Here is a 14016-nt window from a genome sequence, read left to right as displayed (position 1 = left end):
GATATCAGCATTCGCGAGTTGTCAGGATTTTCCTCACAGCTCTCCATTTATTAGCAGGATTTTAAATTATTCAGTTGAATCTGGGTTTTCTTCGTCATTCAGTCCTGTAACTCGGAATAACTAACGCCCTTTCACCGTTGCCTAAATAGACCCACTCCTCGTCAAACGTACAAGGATCACCCCATGCAGAACCAAGCCATCAAGCAGCTCGTCCTCGACGCCGCCCAGCGCCGTCGTGCCATCAAGTTCTTCGATCCCGAGAAGAAAATCAGCGACGACGACATCACCTACATCCTCGAAACCGCTCGCCTCTCCCCCAGCTCCGTCGGCGCTCAGGGCTGGCGCTTCGTCGTCCTGCAAAACCCCGAGATCCGTGAAGCTCTCAAGCCCTTCAGCTGGGGAGCTGCCCGTCAGCTCGGCGGCGCAAGCCACTTCGTCCTGCTCCTAGCCAAGCGCGACATGCAGCACGACGGCCCCCATATGCAAGCCTCACTCGCCTCCCGCAATCTCTCCCCCGAAGAGCACGCCAAAGCCCTCGAAACCTACAAGAGCTTCCAGGTCAACGACATGGGCCTCACCACCGACCGTGCTCTCTTCGACTGGTCCGCCAAGCAAACCTACATCGCCCTGGGCAACATGATGACCGCAGCCGCTCTCATCGGCGTTGACTCCTGCCCCATCGAAGGCTTCAACGCCGACAAGGTCAACGCCCTGCTAGCCGATCACGGCATCATCGACCCCGAAACCGAAGGCATCGTCACCATGCTGGCCCTTGGCTACCGCGCTGAAGAGCTGCCCTGGCCCCAGACCCGCAAGCCCGCCGAAGAGGTCATCACCTGGGTCAACTAACTAGACCCCAGCCCACCGCACACTTCAAGTAACGCAGAAAAGCCCACCCCACCGCCGTCCGCATCAGGACGGAAACAGGGTGGGCTCTTGCGTAAGCAGGCAACCCCCGACACACCATAGCCCAAGCGCCTCGACCATCTCGTACTTGCTTTTTACTCACCTATTTCCTCGATCCTGATGACTCTTCAATCATTGATGTATTCCTGCTAATGTAGAACTATGTCGCACAAATGCAAGAAAGGGGCGACTATGAGCACCACCATTAGCGTTAGAACCGACGAAGAGACTAAACGCCAGGCAGAGGAACTCTTCAACGAGCTAGGTCTAAACATGTCTACAGCAATCAACATGTTCATGAAGCAGGCCCTTCGCGAAAGAAGAATACCTTTCACCGTTGGGCGCCCCTACCCCAACGCGACAACTATTGCTGCCATCGAAGAAGGACGTCGGCTCGCCCAAGACCCGAGCACTCCCCGGATTAGGTCAATCGAGGAGTTCAAAACTCTCATTAACGAACTATGAGATACGAAATCATCACTACCAATGCTTTCAAAAAGGGTCTAAAAGCCGCTAAAAAGCGTGGAAAAGACCTCCAGAAACTCACGGATATTGTTGAGGCTCTCGCCGAGGGCAAGCAACTCAGCGCAAAACACAAAGACCACGCGCTCACTGGAAACTACGCCGATACTCGCGAGTGCCATATCGAACCAGACTGACTACTTATATATGAACGCATTGAGGATCAGCTGGTTCTCATCCTGCTCAATACAGGTAGTCATTCAGACCTCTTTTGAGTACTAATTCCGGCGTCTAGCCCATCCCGCCGCCGTCCGCCCACGGACAAAAGCGGGGTGGGCTTACCTGCACCGGTTTCAGGCGCCCCTGGAAACCATGGACTGGCGTGAGCCGCGTTTCGCGCTCACGGACGTCCGCATGCAAAATCTGACTGTCCACCAGACTCTCGCTGCGCCCATCATAGGCGTAGACACTGCGAGAATCTGGTGGGCTTTCGCTGTGCGCCCGACGCTCCAGCCCCACCATTTACCGCAAAATACAAGGACGCCGCCCCTCACTCCCCTGCCCAGCGGCAGGAAAGCGGGAGGCGGCGTCCGCACCCCACCTGCTAGGTGGGGAAAGACAAACCTAAAAAGACTTAGGCAGCCTTGGGAGCTGAAGTGTCCTCAGGCAGGTTGTTCTTAGCGATTTCAACCAGAGCTGAGAAAGCAGCAGGCTCGTTAACAGCCAGCTCAGCCAGCATACGACGGTCAACCTCAACCTCAGCAGCCTTCAGGCCCTGGATGAAGCGGTTGTAGGTCAGGCCCTCAGCGCGTGCAGCTGCGTTGATACGCTGAATCCACAGACGACGGAAGTCGCCCTTCTTCTTACGACGGTGGTCGTAGCTGTATACCAGTGAGTGAGTGACCTGTTCCTTAGCCTTACGGTAAAGGCGTGAACGCTGGCCACGGTAGCCTGATGCACGATCAAGGATTACTCGGCGCTTCTTGTGCGCGTTAACCGCGCGCTTCACACGTGCCACGTGTGTCTCCTAACGTCTATGTCCTACCCAGCTATAAACTCTAGCACTGGTGCAGGAGAGAAAATATCTACTTTTGGTGCGCCCTTTCGGGGCGAAGCTTCAAAAAGAAGGAGCTTACTTGCCCAGCATCTTCTTGATGACCTTAGCCTGACCGCCGGTTACGATCTGGTCAGAAGCCAGACGACGGGTCAGACGGGAGGACTTGTGCTCGAGGTAGTGGCGGCGGTTGGCCTGCTGGCGCTTAACCTTGCCAGTACCGGTGAGCTTGAAGCGCTTCTTAGCACCAGAGTGGGTCTTCTGCTTCGGCATGAGCCGATTCTCCTTACGTTCTACCCTCGCCCCGGTTACGGGGTGAGGAACTGAAAAACTCAACGTCCCCGGCGGGCGGGGAAGTTTTAAGGGTGTTCTGCCCGCCCACCGGTGCCCTTATCATTCAATAAAAACAGCGGCAGAGCGAACGACGACCAAGCACGAAACCCTACACGAGCCCGCGCCTGGTTGTCTAAACAGCTCCTATTCGGCTGACGCCTGTGCCTTGAGCTCCTCGGGCATTGCATCTGCCAGGGAGTTGGTCACAGGGGTTGCCTCAGTGGTGTTGACGCGTTCGCGACCCTTGCGGCCACCTGACTTCTGGCTTTCACGGCGGGCTTCCTGCTTGCCGCGGAGCGGAGCAAGAACCATTACCATGTTGCGACCGTCGACGCGGGGGTTGGACTCTACGGTGCCAACCTCGGTGAGGTCGTTTGCCATGCGTTCAAGCAGACGCACACCCATCTCGGGGCGCTGCTGTTCACGACCACGGAACTGAATCATAGCCTTGACCTTGTCACCGCCGGCGAGGAAACGACGTGCGTGCCCTACCTTGGTTTCGTAGTCATGGGTGTCAATTTTGAGGCGGAAACGGATTTCCTTCAAAGAAGCGTTGACCTGCTTCTTTCGAGATTCACGTGCCTTGACTGCGGCTTCGTACTTGTACTTGCCGAAGTCCATAAGCTTGCACACAGGCGGCTTAGCGTTGGGAGCAACCTCAACCAGGTCGAGGTCAGATTCCTGAGCAAGACGCAGTGCATCTTCTACGCGGACAATACCGACCTGTTCACCGCCGGGGCCGACGAGTCGAACTTCCGGAACGCGAATGCGGTCGTTGATGCGTGGATCGCTAATGACAAAGCTCCTGTTGCTTGTGGTGGGGGTGTCCCCGTGAATTTCTGTGGGGGTTGAAAAAAGCCCCCGGTTGCGGCTTGGCAAGCGGAGGCTTAGGTTACCTACCCAGGGTGAAGGCGCGGACGCCGGTAGTCGGCGCTGTGAGCCTTCGAAGGTTTCCCTTGCGGGAGCCTGGGGCTGACCCGGTCGCCAGAGTTGGCGGCAGCGGGTGGGAACTTAAGTTCCACTTGCAAACAGCTCTTAACATTACTGGGTTAGGGGCGGTTTTTCAAGGGTTTTGGCTGTTTTTCTTGGGGCGGACGCCGGTGGTCGGGTTGAGTGTGACGGGCGATTCACGCTCGGTGGGGTTGGTGTGAGATTCTAGTAACCATGAGCAACGAAACTAGCTACCGTTTTGAAGATTCCGCTGAGCAGGGTGAGGCGCTACCTGATGGCCTGACTGCCGAGCAGGTTGAAGAAGTTAACGCCCAGATGCGCGATATCGCTGAGGTTCCCGCGGTTGAGGTCATTACTACCGCTGCTGTTCACCTGATGAGCGCTGCTGCCGTCAAGTGCGGTCTGGCTGCTGAAGAGAACGCCGAAGACCTCAAAGATCTTGATGAGGCCCGTAAGCTGATTACCGCCCTGGCAGGTTTCGTTACCGCTGCGGCGCCCGAGATTGGTTCCCAGCACGCCGCTCCCCTGCGCGACGGCCTGCGTTCCCTCCAGCTGGCCTTCCGTGAGGCTTCCCCCTACCCGGACGCCCCCGGCAAGGGACCCGGCGAAAAGTTCACCGGGCCGGTTTTCTAGGCTGAGGCCAAGGCGATCTGCACTGAGTCAGCCTGCTCGGCAATGACCTGATTGAGAGCGAGCCCCTGCTGGAAGGTCTGCACGGTCTGGTTGACCTGTTCCTGGGTGAGACCGGGGCGGAGTTTGAGCATGATTTTCAGCTCTGGCCCGTGCCCACCACCTGCCAGTACGCGTCCGCTCGCGGTCTGCGAGTACACACCGGTGCCGGGGCCTGCTTCAACCGCAACCACAGCAGACAGGGGCGCTGCAATGTTGCTGAGCTCTTCGGCGACCCGGGGGTTGCGGTAGGAGGGCACCCATTCTTCTCCCTTGGCTATTGCCCAGAAAGCGGGGCGGCGCACGACGAAGGTGAGGTCGGCGCCTGGGTTTACCACGATCAGCTGGTTCTCGTCTTCAACGGCTGATAGGGCAGTTTTCCGCATATCTGCGGCAACCGGGCGGGCTAGGTCGTGCCAGGCGGTGAGGGCATCTACGTTGGTGAAGACGGGGAGGGCGCGGCGTCCGTCCGGAGCCTGAATACTCACCAGCGCCATATCCGATTCTTTGTCTGATACCAGGCCGTGCTCGGTGATTTCTGCTTGAGATAGCTGGGCTACGACCGGGGCAAAGATGCGCACTGAGCGCAGGGCGTCGACCACGGCGACTTCATCGACTTCGCCCGCGGCAAAAGCATCGAGAACTTTTTGCAGGGCGGGGTCGGTTCTGCCGTCATCACCGGGGAACTGGTGGGTGTGGCTGGTGCCCTCCCCCAGGTTGCGTCCTTCCCAGGGCTGCCCGCCGGTATCGGTTTTTTGACCGGCGGACGCCAGCTGGGCAGCGATATGTGCAGGTAGCTCCCGGCGGGGTGCGCTGGGATTACCGGGGTTGCCATGCCCGTGGGTGTGGGCGCGGTGCACGCGATCTGAAAAGTCGGTCACTAGGGGCGACCTGCAACGTCGAGGGCCTGGGCCAGGGTGAACTTACCGGCGTAGAGGGCCTTACCGGTGATAGCGCCTTCAACGCCGTGGGGAACCATGGTACGCAGGGCTGCGATATCATCGAGGGTGGCGATACCGCCGGAGGCAACCACTGGCTTGTCGGTGCGCTCTGCGACCTTGCGCAAAAGTTCCAGGTTAGGGCCCTGCAGGGTGCCGTCCTTGGTGACGTCGGTGACCACGTAGCGAGCGCAGCCGTCCTCGTTCAGGCGGTCGAGCACCTCCCAAAGGTTGCCGCCTTCTTTGGTCCAGCCGCGGGCGGCCAGTACGTCCCCGCGGACATCCAGCCCAACAGCGATAACATCGCCGTGCTCGGCGATAACCTTGCGGGTCCACTCGGGGTTTTCCAGGGCAGCGGTGCCCAGGTTGATGCGGGCTGGGTTCAGGGATAGGGCGCGTTCCAGTGACTCATCGTCACGGATACCGCCTGACATCTCAATTTTGATAGAGAGTTCCTGGGCTACCTCGGTCAGAATTGCGATGTTATCGCCGCGACCAAAGGCAGCATCGAGGTCAACCAGGTGCAGCCACTCAGCACCGGCGTTCTGCCATTCCAGAGCAGCTTCGACGGGGGAACCATAGTTAGTTTCAGAGCCGGCTTCGCCCTGCACCAGGCGCACTGCCTGGCCGTTGGCTACGTCGACCGCGGGCAGCAGTTCGAGACGATCAGTCATTGTTCTCTCCTTGGGAGTAGGACGGTAAAAATCTAGATCTAGGGGGCGGGCTAGCTGTAGTTCATCACGACGTACAGGCCGTACCCGGCAAAGGCTAGGCCCACCAGCAGCAGTACAAGCTGGGCCACCCAGGTAATTTTTTGCTTGTAAAAGGAGTAGGCTCCGCCGATGAACATCATGCCTACGGTCATGAGCAGCAGCCCGGACGTTGTAGCTGACATACCCTACTTCGCCCCGTCTAGACGCCCGGTTACGGGCAGGGAATTGATCCAGTTCTTGAGCAGGCGGATGCCGGCCTCACCCGACTTTTCGGGGTGGAACTGGGTGGCAGCTAGGGGCCCGTTTTCGACCGCCGCGATGAAGTCGCCGCCGTGGTTAGCCCAGGTGACCTGCGGCGGCAGCATGGCTTCGTTGTTCTGGTCGAAGGTCCATTCTTGCACCCCGTAGGAGTGCACAAAGTAGAAGCGTTCGTTCTCGATACCGGCAAAGAGCGTGGACCCTTCAGGTGCGCGGACGGTATTCCATCCCATGTGGGGCACGACCTCGGCTTTGAGCTTTTCGACGGTGCCGGGCCACTCGCCCAGGCCGTCGGCTTCAACTCCGTGCTCAACGCCTTTTTCGAACATGACCTGTAGGCCCACGCAGATGCCGAGTACGGGGCGTCCGCCCGCAACGCGCCTGCCAATCATGCGGATAGCGTCTGCTTCTTTCAGGCCGTCCATGACGGCCTTGAAAGCGCCCACGCCGGGCACAACCAGGCCATCGGCGCCCAGGACGTCTGACTCCTTTCGGGAAAGCACAACACACGCTCCCGCTTCTTCAAGGGCGCGGACGGCTGAGCGCACGTTCCCTGCCCCGTAGTCAAGGACGGTGACGGTCGGTTGACGGGTTTCAGTCATTAGAGGGCTCCCTTGGTGGAGGGGATGCCGGCGTGACGGGGGTCGGGCTCTACCGCCTGACGCAGGGCACGGGCCAGGGCCTTGAACTGGGCTTCGGCAATATGGTGGGGGTCGCGCCCGCCCAGCAGGGTGATGTGCAGGCAGATACCGGCGTGGTAGGCAAATGCCTCAAAGACGTGGCGCACCATTGATCCGGTGAAGTGCCCGCCGATGAGATGGTATTCGAAGCCTTCGGGTTCGCCGGTGTGTACCAGGTAGGGGCGGCCTGAAATATCGACTACGGCTGAGGCTAGTGCTTCATCGAGGGGAACGGTGGCGGTGCCAAAGCGGCGGATGCCGGCCTTATCGCCCAGAGCCTGACGGAGAACCTCACCGAGCACGATGCCGGTGTCTTCAACGGTGTGGTGCACATCGATGTGGGTATCGCCGGAGCACTTGATAGTCATATCAATCAGGGAGTGCTTGGAGAGGGCGGTCAGCATGTGGTCATAGAAGGGAACGCCGGTGTCGATGTCAGAGACGCCGGTGCCGTCCAGGTTAATTTCGACGCTGACGGAGGACTCGCTGGTGGTGCGCTCCATCTTTGCAATGCGGGGGCCGATGCCGGTGGATGATTCGGTGGGAACTGCCATGTCTATCTCTTTTTCTAAAGGTTCTTGCCGGTGTGAGGACGGGTGCGGGGCGCTTATCGTTCGAAGGTCTGCACGTAGTCGGTGAGGTGTTCCAGGAAGGCGCTGGTCTCGGCTTCAGTTCCGGCGGTGACGCGCAGGTAGCCGGGAATGCCGTTATCGCGTACAAGGACGCCGCGCTCCAGCAGGTAGGCCCAGGCGGCTTTTTCGTCTTTGAGGCCGCCGAAGAATACGAAGTTGGAGTCTGAGACAGCGGGCTCTAGCCCTAAACCGGTCAGGTGCTCTACGATACGGTCGCGCTGGGCGCGGATGTCGTCAACGTTAGCTAGCAGCTGGGCGCGGTGGCGCAGGGCGGCGATAGCGGTTGCCTGGGTGACAGCTGAGAGATGGTAGGGCAGGCGGACCAGGCGGACGGCGTCCGCAACGGCAGGGGCAGCCGCAAAGTAGCCCAGGCGAGCACCGGCCAGAGCGAAGGCCTTGCTCATGGTGCGGCTCACCACCAGGTTAGGGCGACCGGGTAGCAGGGTGAGGGCGTTTTGGGTGCGGTCCTGAGCGAACTCGGCGTAGGCCTCATCGACCACGACAATACCGTTGTAGGCGGCAACGGCATCGTAGACAGCCTCAATGACATCTAAACCCAGACCTGTGCCTGTGGGGTTGTTGGGTGAGCAGAGGATGACAATCGATGGCTTGTGCTGCTCAATTTGCTCAACCGCCGATGCTGCGCTCAGTGAGTAGTCAGCTGCGCGGGTACCGGCAATAAAGGCGGTGTTAGTGCCGTCTGCCAGCAGGGGGTACATGGAGTAGGTGGGCACAAAGCTCATAACCGAACGGCCAGGCCCACCAAAGACTTGCATAAGCTGCTGGAGAATCTCATTGGAGCCGTTGGCTGCCCAGATATTCTCGGGAGTCAGACCGTGCCCCAGGTAGTCTGCTAGCTCCGCCCTGAGGGTATCGAACTCACGGTCGGGGTAGCGATTGAGGGTTACGGCAGCCTCTGCCACATCGCGCGTAATAGCCTCGATAACTTCTTGCGGCATAGGGTGGGTGTTCTCGTTAACGTTAAGCGTTACCGGAACGTCAATCATGGGCGCGCCGTAGGGTGAACGGCCCCGCAAATCTTCGCGCAGGGGCAGGGCTTCGAGTGCTGTGGTAGTTTCGGTCACTCCCCTAGTGTAGCGACCTAGCCCCGTACGCTGCATTCTTGTTTCGCAGTCTGGCATAGGGTACCGCTCTTTTTCTTACTGCGACTGAGTGTAGACAGGCACCTCAAGAACCTGACCGGGAACCAGCTGTGCGCTGGTGAGGTCGTTAATCTGCATGATGCGATTGATGACATCGCGATTATCTTCACCGGGTGCCACATCTGCTGCGATGGTCCAGAGAGTATCGCCGTGCACAACGGTGACCGTTTGGCTAACCGGAACAACAGGTTCGACAGTGGCACTCTTAGCTTCGCCGGGTGCAAGGAAAGTCAGGGCACCGAGAACCACAAGAGCCACGAGGGTGAGTAGAGGCAGGCCCCTAAAAACCAGGCGCCCCCGGCGGGTCAAACGGATTTTCCCGCGCCCCGTCTTCGCTTTCTGAGACGGTTCTACTACCGCGCTAGGCCGCTGAGCCGGGGTAGAAGCAGCAGGGTGGGAAGACAGATTCCGCAAGGGAGCTACAGGTGCGGGACGCGCAGACACAGGTGCCGCAAAACGAATGCGGTACTGGGGTTGCCGCAGTGCCCCGGCCGATGCGGGCACCTGCGGGTGCTGACGGACGGTAAAAGTAGCAGCCTGATCAAGGGGCTTCTTCAAAGAAGTACGAGCCATAAACTCGGGCAAGGCGATGGTGCTCATAAGTCTTTCTCCTGATTCACGCTCAAACATTCAACCAAAAGTCGAATCTTTGTTCTAAGATTTCTTCGTATCTATGTTCTATCAGAAAAATCGAACATAGTCGAGAAAAATTAGAACAAATGTTTGAATAACCTGTTTGCTTGACATAGTCTTAGAAGACCACTTGATAGTGAACACCGGGTGGCTGACATTTTAAGAACCAACAGAGACGAGATACCGTGAGCGAACGAACTCCGCAGACTCCGGCAAGCCCGCCCCACAAGGGCTCTCGCCCCCTCACTGCCCGCCAGAAAAAAATTTTGAGCGCCATTTCAAGCGCTATTGATGAGCACGGCTACCCGCCGTCTATGCGTGAAATCGGTGACCTCGTTGGTCTCGCTTCGCTCTCATCTGTTACCCATCAGCTCTCTCGCCTCGAAGAGATGGGCTATATTAGGCGCGACCCCAAGCGTCCTCGCGCCATTGAGGTTCTCACCGGCGAGACCTCCCCCGAAGAAGCGAAGCCTGAAACCAGCGTCATCACGCTGCCGATTGTGCCTACCTTCGCGCAGACCGACGATAACCTCGCTACCGTTCCCCTGGTGGGACGTATTGCTGCGGGCTCACCCATTGCCGCTGAGCAGGCAATTGAAGACGTCATGACGCTCCCCCGCCAGCTCGTAGGTCAGGGCGACCTCTTTATGCTACGAGTCAAGGGAGACTCCATGGTCGATGCTGCGATTTGCGATGGCGACTGGGTGGTAGTGCGTGCCCAGAACACCGCCCAGAACGGTGACATCGTCGCGGCCCTGCTCGACGACGAGGCCACCGTTAAGACCTTCCGCCAGCGCGATGGTCACACCTGGCTACTGCCCCAGAACACCCAGTACGAGCCCATCCTGGGCGATAAAGCCACCATCATGGGTAAGGTCGTCTCCGTACTGCGCAGTCTCTAAGACCTAGTCTCTCACTAGTCGATTGACTGTTTGAGGCGCTCGAGCGCTCCCAGTACAACGTCCTTGCGGGTTGTTGTCCAGAAGGGCGGAAGGGACTTCACCAGATAAGAGCCGTAGCGCTGGGTAGCGATGCGGGAGTCAAGGACGGCCACAACTCCCCTGTCACCGACCGACCGCACCAGGCGGCCGGCGCCCTGGGCCATGCGTACCGCCGCGTGGTAGGCAGACACAGCCATAAAGCCGTTACCGCCAGCAGCTGCTACTGCCCGGGTACGCGCCTGCGACAGTGGATCGTCGGGGCGGGGGAAAGGAATACGGTCCATCATGACCAGGCGGCAGGAGTCGCCAGGAACATCCACACCCTGCCAGAGACTCATGGTGCCGAAAAGGCAGGAATCGGTGTCCTCGGTGAACTCCTGCACCAGGGCGCGCAGAGACGACTCCCCCTGCAGAAGAATGTTCAGGTCGGTGCGCTCCCGCACGTACTCGGCAGCCAGCTCGGCCCCGCGCTTAGAGGAAAAGAGCCCCAGCGCGCCGCCACCCGAAGCGGTCACAAGCTCAACGATACGGTCCAGCTGCTCTACCGAAACTCCCCGCCCAGGTTTAGGCAGGTCAGAGGCTAGATACAGCACGCCCTGTTTGGGGTAGTTAAAGGGAGACCCCACATCGATACCGTCCCAGCGCGGAGCGTCCTTACCCATCAACCCCAGGGCACCAGCGGCAGCATCAAAGCTTTCTCCCACCGTCAGCGTCGCAGACGTCAGCACCACGGTGCGGTTTTCGAAAAGACCTTCTCGCAGGTAACCGGCAACCGAGATAGGGGCAATGTTCAGGGTAGCGGGGTCATCGTCAGCTGCCGCCACATACCCCCTACCGGGCTCCCAAGAGCCCGTACGAGAAACCCAGATGACCTGATAGAGCGGGTCAGCGGTCAACATCTTCTCTGAGGTTTCGTGCACCTCGGTCAGGGCAGCACGCGCCATCTGGCGGCCGGCGTCGCCGTCCTTATCCCCGCTCTTCGTATCGGTGAGGGCCTGACGCGCTGCATCGCGCACGCGTTCCATGGCAGCGGCAACCCGGTCAGGCAAGCCCTTGGGCATCATCTCGGCGGGTACCCCGTTGAGAGAGTCGTCAAGGGCGAGCGCTGCCTGTTCTAGCGCCTTGTGGTCGGCGTCCGTATGCCGCTTGAGACTGCGGGCAACCTTGGTGATAGCGGCAGGAGAGAGTACCCCGGTGACGGCGCCGGTGACGCGGTCAGCCAGTTCGTGGGCCTCGTCGATGATGGCGATGTCGTGGTCGGGCAGCACCGCAGCACCCTCAAAGGCGTTGATAGCGAGAAGGGCGTGGTTGGTAATGACGATATCTGATTCAGCAGCCCTGGTTCGGGCCATCTCGCTGAAACATTCTTCGACCAGGGGGCACTTTTTGCCCAGGCACTCTGAGGCGGTGACGGCTACCTGCCGCCATGCCTTATCGCTCACGCCTGGCAGCAGCTCGTCACGGTCGCCGGTGTCGGTGGTTTGTGCCCATTCGCGAAGGCGCACCACCTCTTCCCCCAGTTTTCCGGAGGGGCCGGTGGCGCCGGTAGCGGCGTCCATATCGAAGAGGGCGTCGCCGTCGTCCTCGGGGTAGCCGCCTTCAAGCTTGTGCAGGCAGACGTAGTTGTTGCGGCCCTTGAGGATAGCGACGTCGGTTTCGTGCTCGGGTTCATCGCCTAAGGATTCCAGCAGGCGCGGAATATCGCGATTAACAATCTGCGATTGCAGGGCAAGGGTTGCGGTAGCCACCACGATAGGTTTTTCTGCTGTTTGGGCAGCGTGAATGGCAGGCACCAGGTAGCCCAGGGACTTACCGGTGCCGGTGCCAGCCTGCACCAGCAGGTGTTTTTCGGTGTCGAGGGCACGGGCTACGTGGGCTGCCATGGTGCGCTGGCCGTCGCGCTTCTGGCCGCCGGAGCGCTCCACGACGGTGTCGAGGAGCTGTAGGACGGGCTTAGCTCCGGGCAGGGTTTCTAACTCCTGCCCGGTGGGTGCGGTGATGTGGTCGTTCATGCGCGCTGGGTCTCTACCGCCCCTGAGGCGATAGCTTCGTCGATTTCAGGTTGCAGTACCTCAAGGAGGTCTTCTTCGAGCACGTACTCAGCGAGGTCAGAGGCTACTTCTTCGCGGACCAGGGCCTGCACATAGGTGCCATCTTGCACAAAGGCAGTACACAGGATCTCGGCGTCCCACTCGTGAAGACGGGACACCACGCCACCTGCGGAGAAGGGTACCAGCAGGTTGAGCTCAATCGAGGGGCGGGGAATGGTGTCCGCAATCTTCTGCTGTAGCTCCTCGATACCTTCACCGGTGCGGGCTGAGACCACAACGTGGTTGGGCTCCTTCTGCCGCAGACGCTCAATGACGAAGGGGTCGGCCGCATCTGCCTTGTTAAGCACGATAATTTCGGGGATATTTTGGGCGTCGACCTCGGTAATCACCTGGCGTACGGAGTGAATCTGCCCCTCGGGGTCGGGGTGGGAGACGTCCACGACGTGCACGATGACGTCGGCGTCCGCCACCTCTTCGAGGGTAGAGCGGAATGCCTCCACCAGTTGGGTGGGCAGGGCGCGCACGAAGCCGACGGTGTCAGACAGGGTGTAGCCCACGCCGTCCGGAGTCTGGGCCTTGCGCACGGTGGGGTCGAGGGTCGCAAAGAGGGCGTTCTCGACCAGCACGCCGGCGTCGGTGAGGCGGTTGAGCAGGGAGGACTTACCGGCGTTGGTGTAACCAGCAATAGCTACGGACGGCACCCGGTTACGCTTGCGGTTCAGGCGCTTGGTTTCGCGGGCAGGAGCCATGGCCGCAATCTCTCGCTTGAGCTTGGCCATGCGGGCGCGTAGGCGGCGGCGGTCCATTTCGATTTTGGTTTCACCGGGGCCGCGGGAGCCAATACCTTCGCCACCGGCGGCACGGCCACCAGCCTGACGGGACAGCGAGGCACCCCAACCGCGCAGACGCGGCAACATGTATTCGAGCTGGGCCAGCTCAACCTGGGCCTTACCTTCACGCGACTTAGCGTGCTGGGCGAAGATATCAAGAATCAGGGCGGTCCGGTCAATGACCTTGACCTTGACGATATCTTCAATGGCTCGGCGCTGGGAGGGGGCCAGTTCGGCGTCCACAATCACGGTATCGGCGCCGGATGCCTCAACGATATCTTTGAGTTCCAGCACCTTGCCGGAACCCAGGTAGGTGCCAGGGTCAGGCTTCAGACGACGCTGCACCAGACCGTCCAGAACCTCAGAACCGGCGGTCTCAGCCAGCGCCGCTAGCTCACGCAGGGAATTCTCGGCTTCTTCCAGAGTACCCCCTGACCAGACGCCTGCCAGCACAACACGTTCTAGGCGCAGCTGGCGGTATTCGACCTCGGTAACGTCATCAAGCTCGGTTGATAGACCGGCTACACGGCGCAGCGCCCGGCGCTCTTCGAGATCTACCTGGTCGCCGTCGTATTCGGAATGTTCACGCTGGTTATCTGAGAGTTCGCGGGCCCTCTCATCGAGCACACTACCGTTGCCCTGTGCCCGCCCCAGCACGCGGTCTACTGTGAGTCTCAGCTGTTCATCTGAGGGAAGTTTGGGGTCATTGCTGGGGGTTGAAGTCTCGGTCATAGTACCTTTCGAGGTGGGTTGAGGCGTCCTTCTATTCTAGCTTTTCCGGGGCGGTAAGGGCAGGGGCTTA

At 59.8% G+C, this 14016-nt stretch carries 17 protein-coding genes; 5 read left to right on the top strand and 12 right to left on the bottom strand.

Features of this window, described 5'->3' with window-relative positions:
* Positions 1-183: 183 nt before the first annotated feature.
* From L6758_RS07380 to L6758_RS07370, 3 genes are all read left to right on the top strand, one after another.
* Positions 184-849, top strand: a complete 666-nt coding sequence (locus L6758_RS07380; protein ID WP_237205535.1) for an NAD(P)H-dependent oxidoreductase — start codon at positions 184-186, stop codon at positions 847-849.
* Positions 850-1098: 249 nt separating this feature from the next.
* Complete coding sequence (locus L6758_RS07375) at positions 1099-1371, top strand: type II toxin-antitoxin system RelB/DinJ family antitoxin (protein WP_237205534.1); 273 nt, start codon at positions 1099-1101, stop codon at positions 1369-1371.
* Complete coding sequence (locus tag L6758_RS07370; RefSeq protein WP_237205533.1) at positions 1368-1565, top strand: type II toxin-antitoxin system YafQ family toxin; 198 nt, start codon at positions 1368-1370, stop codon at positions 1563-1565. The genes L6758_RS07375 and L6758_RS07370 overlap by 4 nt, the downstream gene beginning before the upstream one ends.
* 437 nt (positions 1566-2002) lie before the next feature.
* On the opposite strand, the gene rplT is transcribed toward L6758_RS07370, so the two are convergent.
* The 3 genes from rplT to infC form a co-directional block, all read right to left on the bottom strand.
* Positions 2003-2386: a 50S ribosomal protein L20 gene (rplT, locus tag L6758_RS07365; protein WP_135011424.1), complete on the bottom strand. Its 384-nt coding sequence runs from the start codon at positions 2384-2386 to the stop codon at positions 2003-2005.
* 114 nt (positions 2387-2500) lie between these two features.
* On the bottom strand, positions 2501-2695 hold the full coding sequence (gene rpmI, locus L6758_RS07360; protein ID WP_135011425.1) for a 50S ribosomal protein L35: 195 nt from the start codon (positions 2693-2695) through the stop codon (positions 2501-2503).
* 204 nt (positions 2696-2899) lie between these two features.
* Entirely contained in the window at positions 2900-3634 is a 735-nt protein-coding gene (gene infC / locus L6758_RS07355) for a translation initiation factor IF-3 (RefSeq protein ID WP_423817200.1), read from the bottom strand.
* 285 nt (positions 3635-3919) lie between these two features.
* On the opposite strand from infC, the gene L6758_RS07350 reads away from it, so the two are divergent.
* Positions 3920-4339 carry a DUF1844 domain-containing protein gene (locus L6758_RS07350; protein WP_237205532.1) on the top strand — a complete coding sequence of 140 codons (420 nt, stop codon included), beginning with the start codon at positions 3920-3922 and terminating at the stop codon, positions 4337-4339.
* Here L6758_RS07350 and L6758_RS07345 read toward each other — a convergent pair.
* Genes L6758_RS07345 through L6758_RS07315 form a run of 7 tightly spaced genes read right to left on the bottom strand, consistent with a single transcriptional unit; the run spans position 4336 to position 9359 of the window.
* Positions 4336-5256 (bottom strand): SseB family protein, encoded by a 921-nt coding sequence (locus L6758_RS07345; RefSeq protein ID WP_237205531.1) that lies wholly within the window; start codon positions 5254-5256, stop codon positions 4336-4338. The two genes, L6758_RS07350 and L6758_RS07345, sit on opposite strands and share 4 nt — an antisense overlap.
* Positions 5256-5987 carry a bifunctional 1-(5-phosphoribosyl)-5-((5-phosphoribosylamino)methylideneamino)imidazole-4-carboxamide isomerase/phosphoribosylanthranilate isomerase PriA gene (priA, locus tag L6758_RS07340; RefSeq protein WP_237205530.1) on the bottom strand — a complete coding sequence of 244 codons (732 nt, stop codon included), beginning with the start codon at positions 5985-5987 and terminating at the stop codon, positions 5256-5258. The genes L6758_RS07345 and priA overlap by 1 nt, the downstream gene beginning before the upstream one ends.
* A gap of 50 nt (positions 5988-6037) precedes the next feature.
* Positions 6038-6208 carry a hypothetical protein gene (locus L6758_RS07335; protein WP_167752239.1) on the bottom strand — a complete coding sequence of 57 codons (171 nt, stop codon included), beginning with the start codon at positions 6206-6208 and terminating at the stop codon, positions 6038-6040.
* A 3-nt stretch (positions 6209-6211) separates the two neighbouring features.
* Positions 6212-6886 carry an imidazole glycerol phosphate synthase subunit HisH gene (hisH, locus tag L6758_RS07330; RefSeq protein WP_237205529.1) on the bottom strand — a complete coding sequence of 225 codons (675 nt, stop codon included), beginning with the start codon at positions 6884-6886 and terminating at the stop codon, positions 6212-6214.
* On the bottom strand, positions 6886-7518 hold the full coding sequence (gene hisB / locus L6758_RS07325) for an imidazoleglycerol-phosphate dehydratase HisB (protein WP_237205528.1): 633 nt from the start codon (positions 7516-7518) through the stop codon (positions 6886-6888). Before hisB ends, hisH begins: the two co-directional genes overlap by 1 nt.
* Positions 7519-7571: 53 nt before the next feature.
* Entirely contained in the window at positions 7572-8717 is a 1146-nt protein-coding gene (locus L6758_RS07320) for a histidinol-phosphate transaminase (RefSeq protein ID WP_423817201.1), read from the bottom strand.
* A 39-nt stretch (positions 8718-8756) separates the two neighbouring features.
* The gene (locus tag L6758_RS07315) at positions 8757-9359 is read right to left on the bottom strand and encodes a LysM peptidoglycan-binding domain-containing protein (RefSeq protein ID WP_237205526.1); all 603 of its coding nucleotides are present in this window, start codon (positions 9357-9359) and stop codon (positions 8757-8759) included.
* 218 nt (positions 9360-9577) lie between these two features.
* Here L6758_RS07315 and lexA point away from each other — a divergent pair, with 218 nt between their 5' ends.
* A complete protein-coding gene (lexA, locus tag L6758_RS07310) occupies positions 9578-10294 on the top strand; it encodes a transcriptional repressor LexA (protein WP_185173259.1) in 717 nt (238 codons plus the stop codon).
* Positions 10295-10308: 14 nt separating this feature from the next.
* Here lexA and L6758_RS07305 read toward each other — a convergent pair whose 3' ends face one another.
* Positions 10309-12345, bottom strand: a complete 2037-nt coding sequence (locus tag L6758_RS07305) for an ATP-dependent DNA helicase (RefSeq protein ID WP_237205525.1) — start codon at positions 12343-12345, stop codon at positions 10309-10311.
* Positions 12342-13946, bottom strand: a complete 1605-nt coding sequence (gene hflX / locus L6758_RS07300) for a GTPase HflX (protein WP_237205524.1) — start codon at positions 13944-13946, stop codon at positions 12342-12344. Before hflX ends, L6758_RS07305 begins: the two co-directional genes overlap by 4 nt.
* Positions 13947-14016 lie beyond the last annotated feature (70 nt).

This window comes from Rothia nasimurium (assembly GCF_928382285.1).
Lineage (GTDB): Bacteria > Actinomycetota > Actinomycetes > Actinomycetales > Micrococcaceae > Rothia > Rothia nasimurium_E.
This window is presented reverse-complemented; position numbering and strand designations above follow the sequence as displayed.

Coding starts and splice junctions, on each gene's coding strand:
- L6758_RS07305 (WP_237205525.1), bottom strand. CDS start 12,345: ATGAACGACCACATCACCGCACCCACCGGGCAGGAGTTAGAAACCCTG.
- L6758_RS07375 (WP_237205534.1), top strand. CDS start 1,099: ATGAGCACCACCATTAGCGTTAGAACCGACGAAGAGACTAAACGCCAG.
- L6758_RS07335 (WP_167752239.1), bottom strand. CDS start 6,208: ATGTCAGCTACAACGTCCGGGCTGCTGCTCATGACCGTAGGCATGATG.
- L6758_RS07350 (WP_237205532.1), top strand. CDS start 3,920: ATGAGCAACGAAACTAGCTACCGTTTTGAAGATTCCGCTGAGCAGGGT.
- priA (WP_237205530.1), bottom strand. CDS start 5,987: ATGACTGATCGTCTCGAACTGCTGCCCGCGGTCGACGTAGCCAACGGC.
- hisH (WP_237205529.1), bottom strand. CDS start 6,886: ATGACTGAAACCCGTCAACCGACCGTCACCGTCCTTGACTACGGGGCA.
- hisB (WP_237205528.1), bottom strand. CDS start 7,518: ATGGCAGTTCCCACCGAATCATCCACCGGCATCGGCCCCCGCATTGCA.
- L6758_RS07380 (WP_237205535.1), top strand. CDS start 184: ATGCAGAACCAAGCCATCAAGCAGCTCGTCCTCGACGCCGCCCAGCGC.
- L6758_RS07315 (WP_237205526.1), bottom strand. CDS start 9,359: ATGAGCACCATCGCCTTGCCCGAGTTTATGGCTCGTACTTCTTTGAAG.
- L6758_RS07320 (WP_423817201.1), bottom strand. CDS start 8,717: ATGCAGCGTACGGGGCTAGGTCGCTACACTAGGGGAGTGACCGAAACT.
- hflX (WP_237205524.1), bottom strand. CDS start 13,946: ATGACCGAGACTTCAACCCCCAGCAATGACCCCAAACTTCCCTCAGAT.
- rpmI (WP_135011425.1), bottom strand. CDS start 2,695: ATGCCGAAGCAGAAGACCCACTCTGGTGCTAAGAAGCGCTTCAAGCTC.
- L6758_RS07370 (WP_237205533.1), top strand. CDS start 1,368: ATGAGATACGAAATCATCACTACCAATGCTTTCAAAAAGGGTCTAAAA.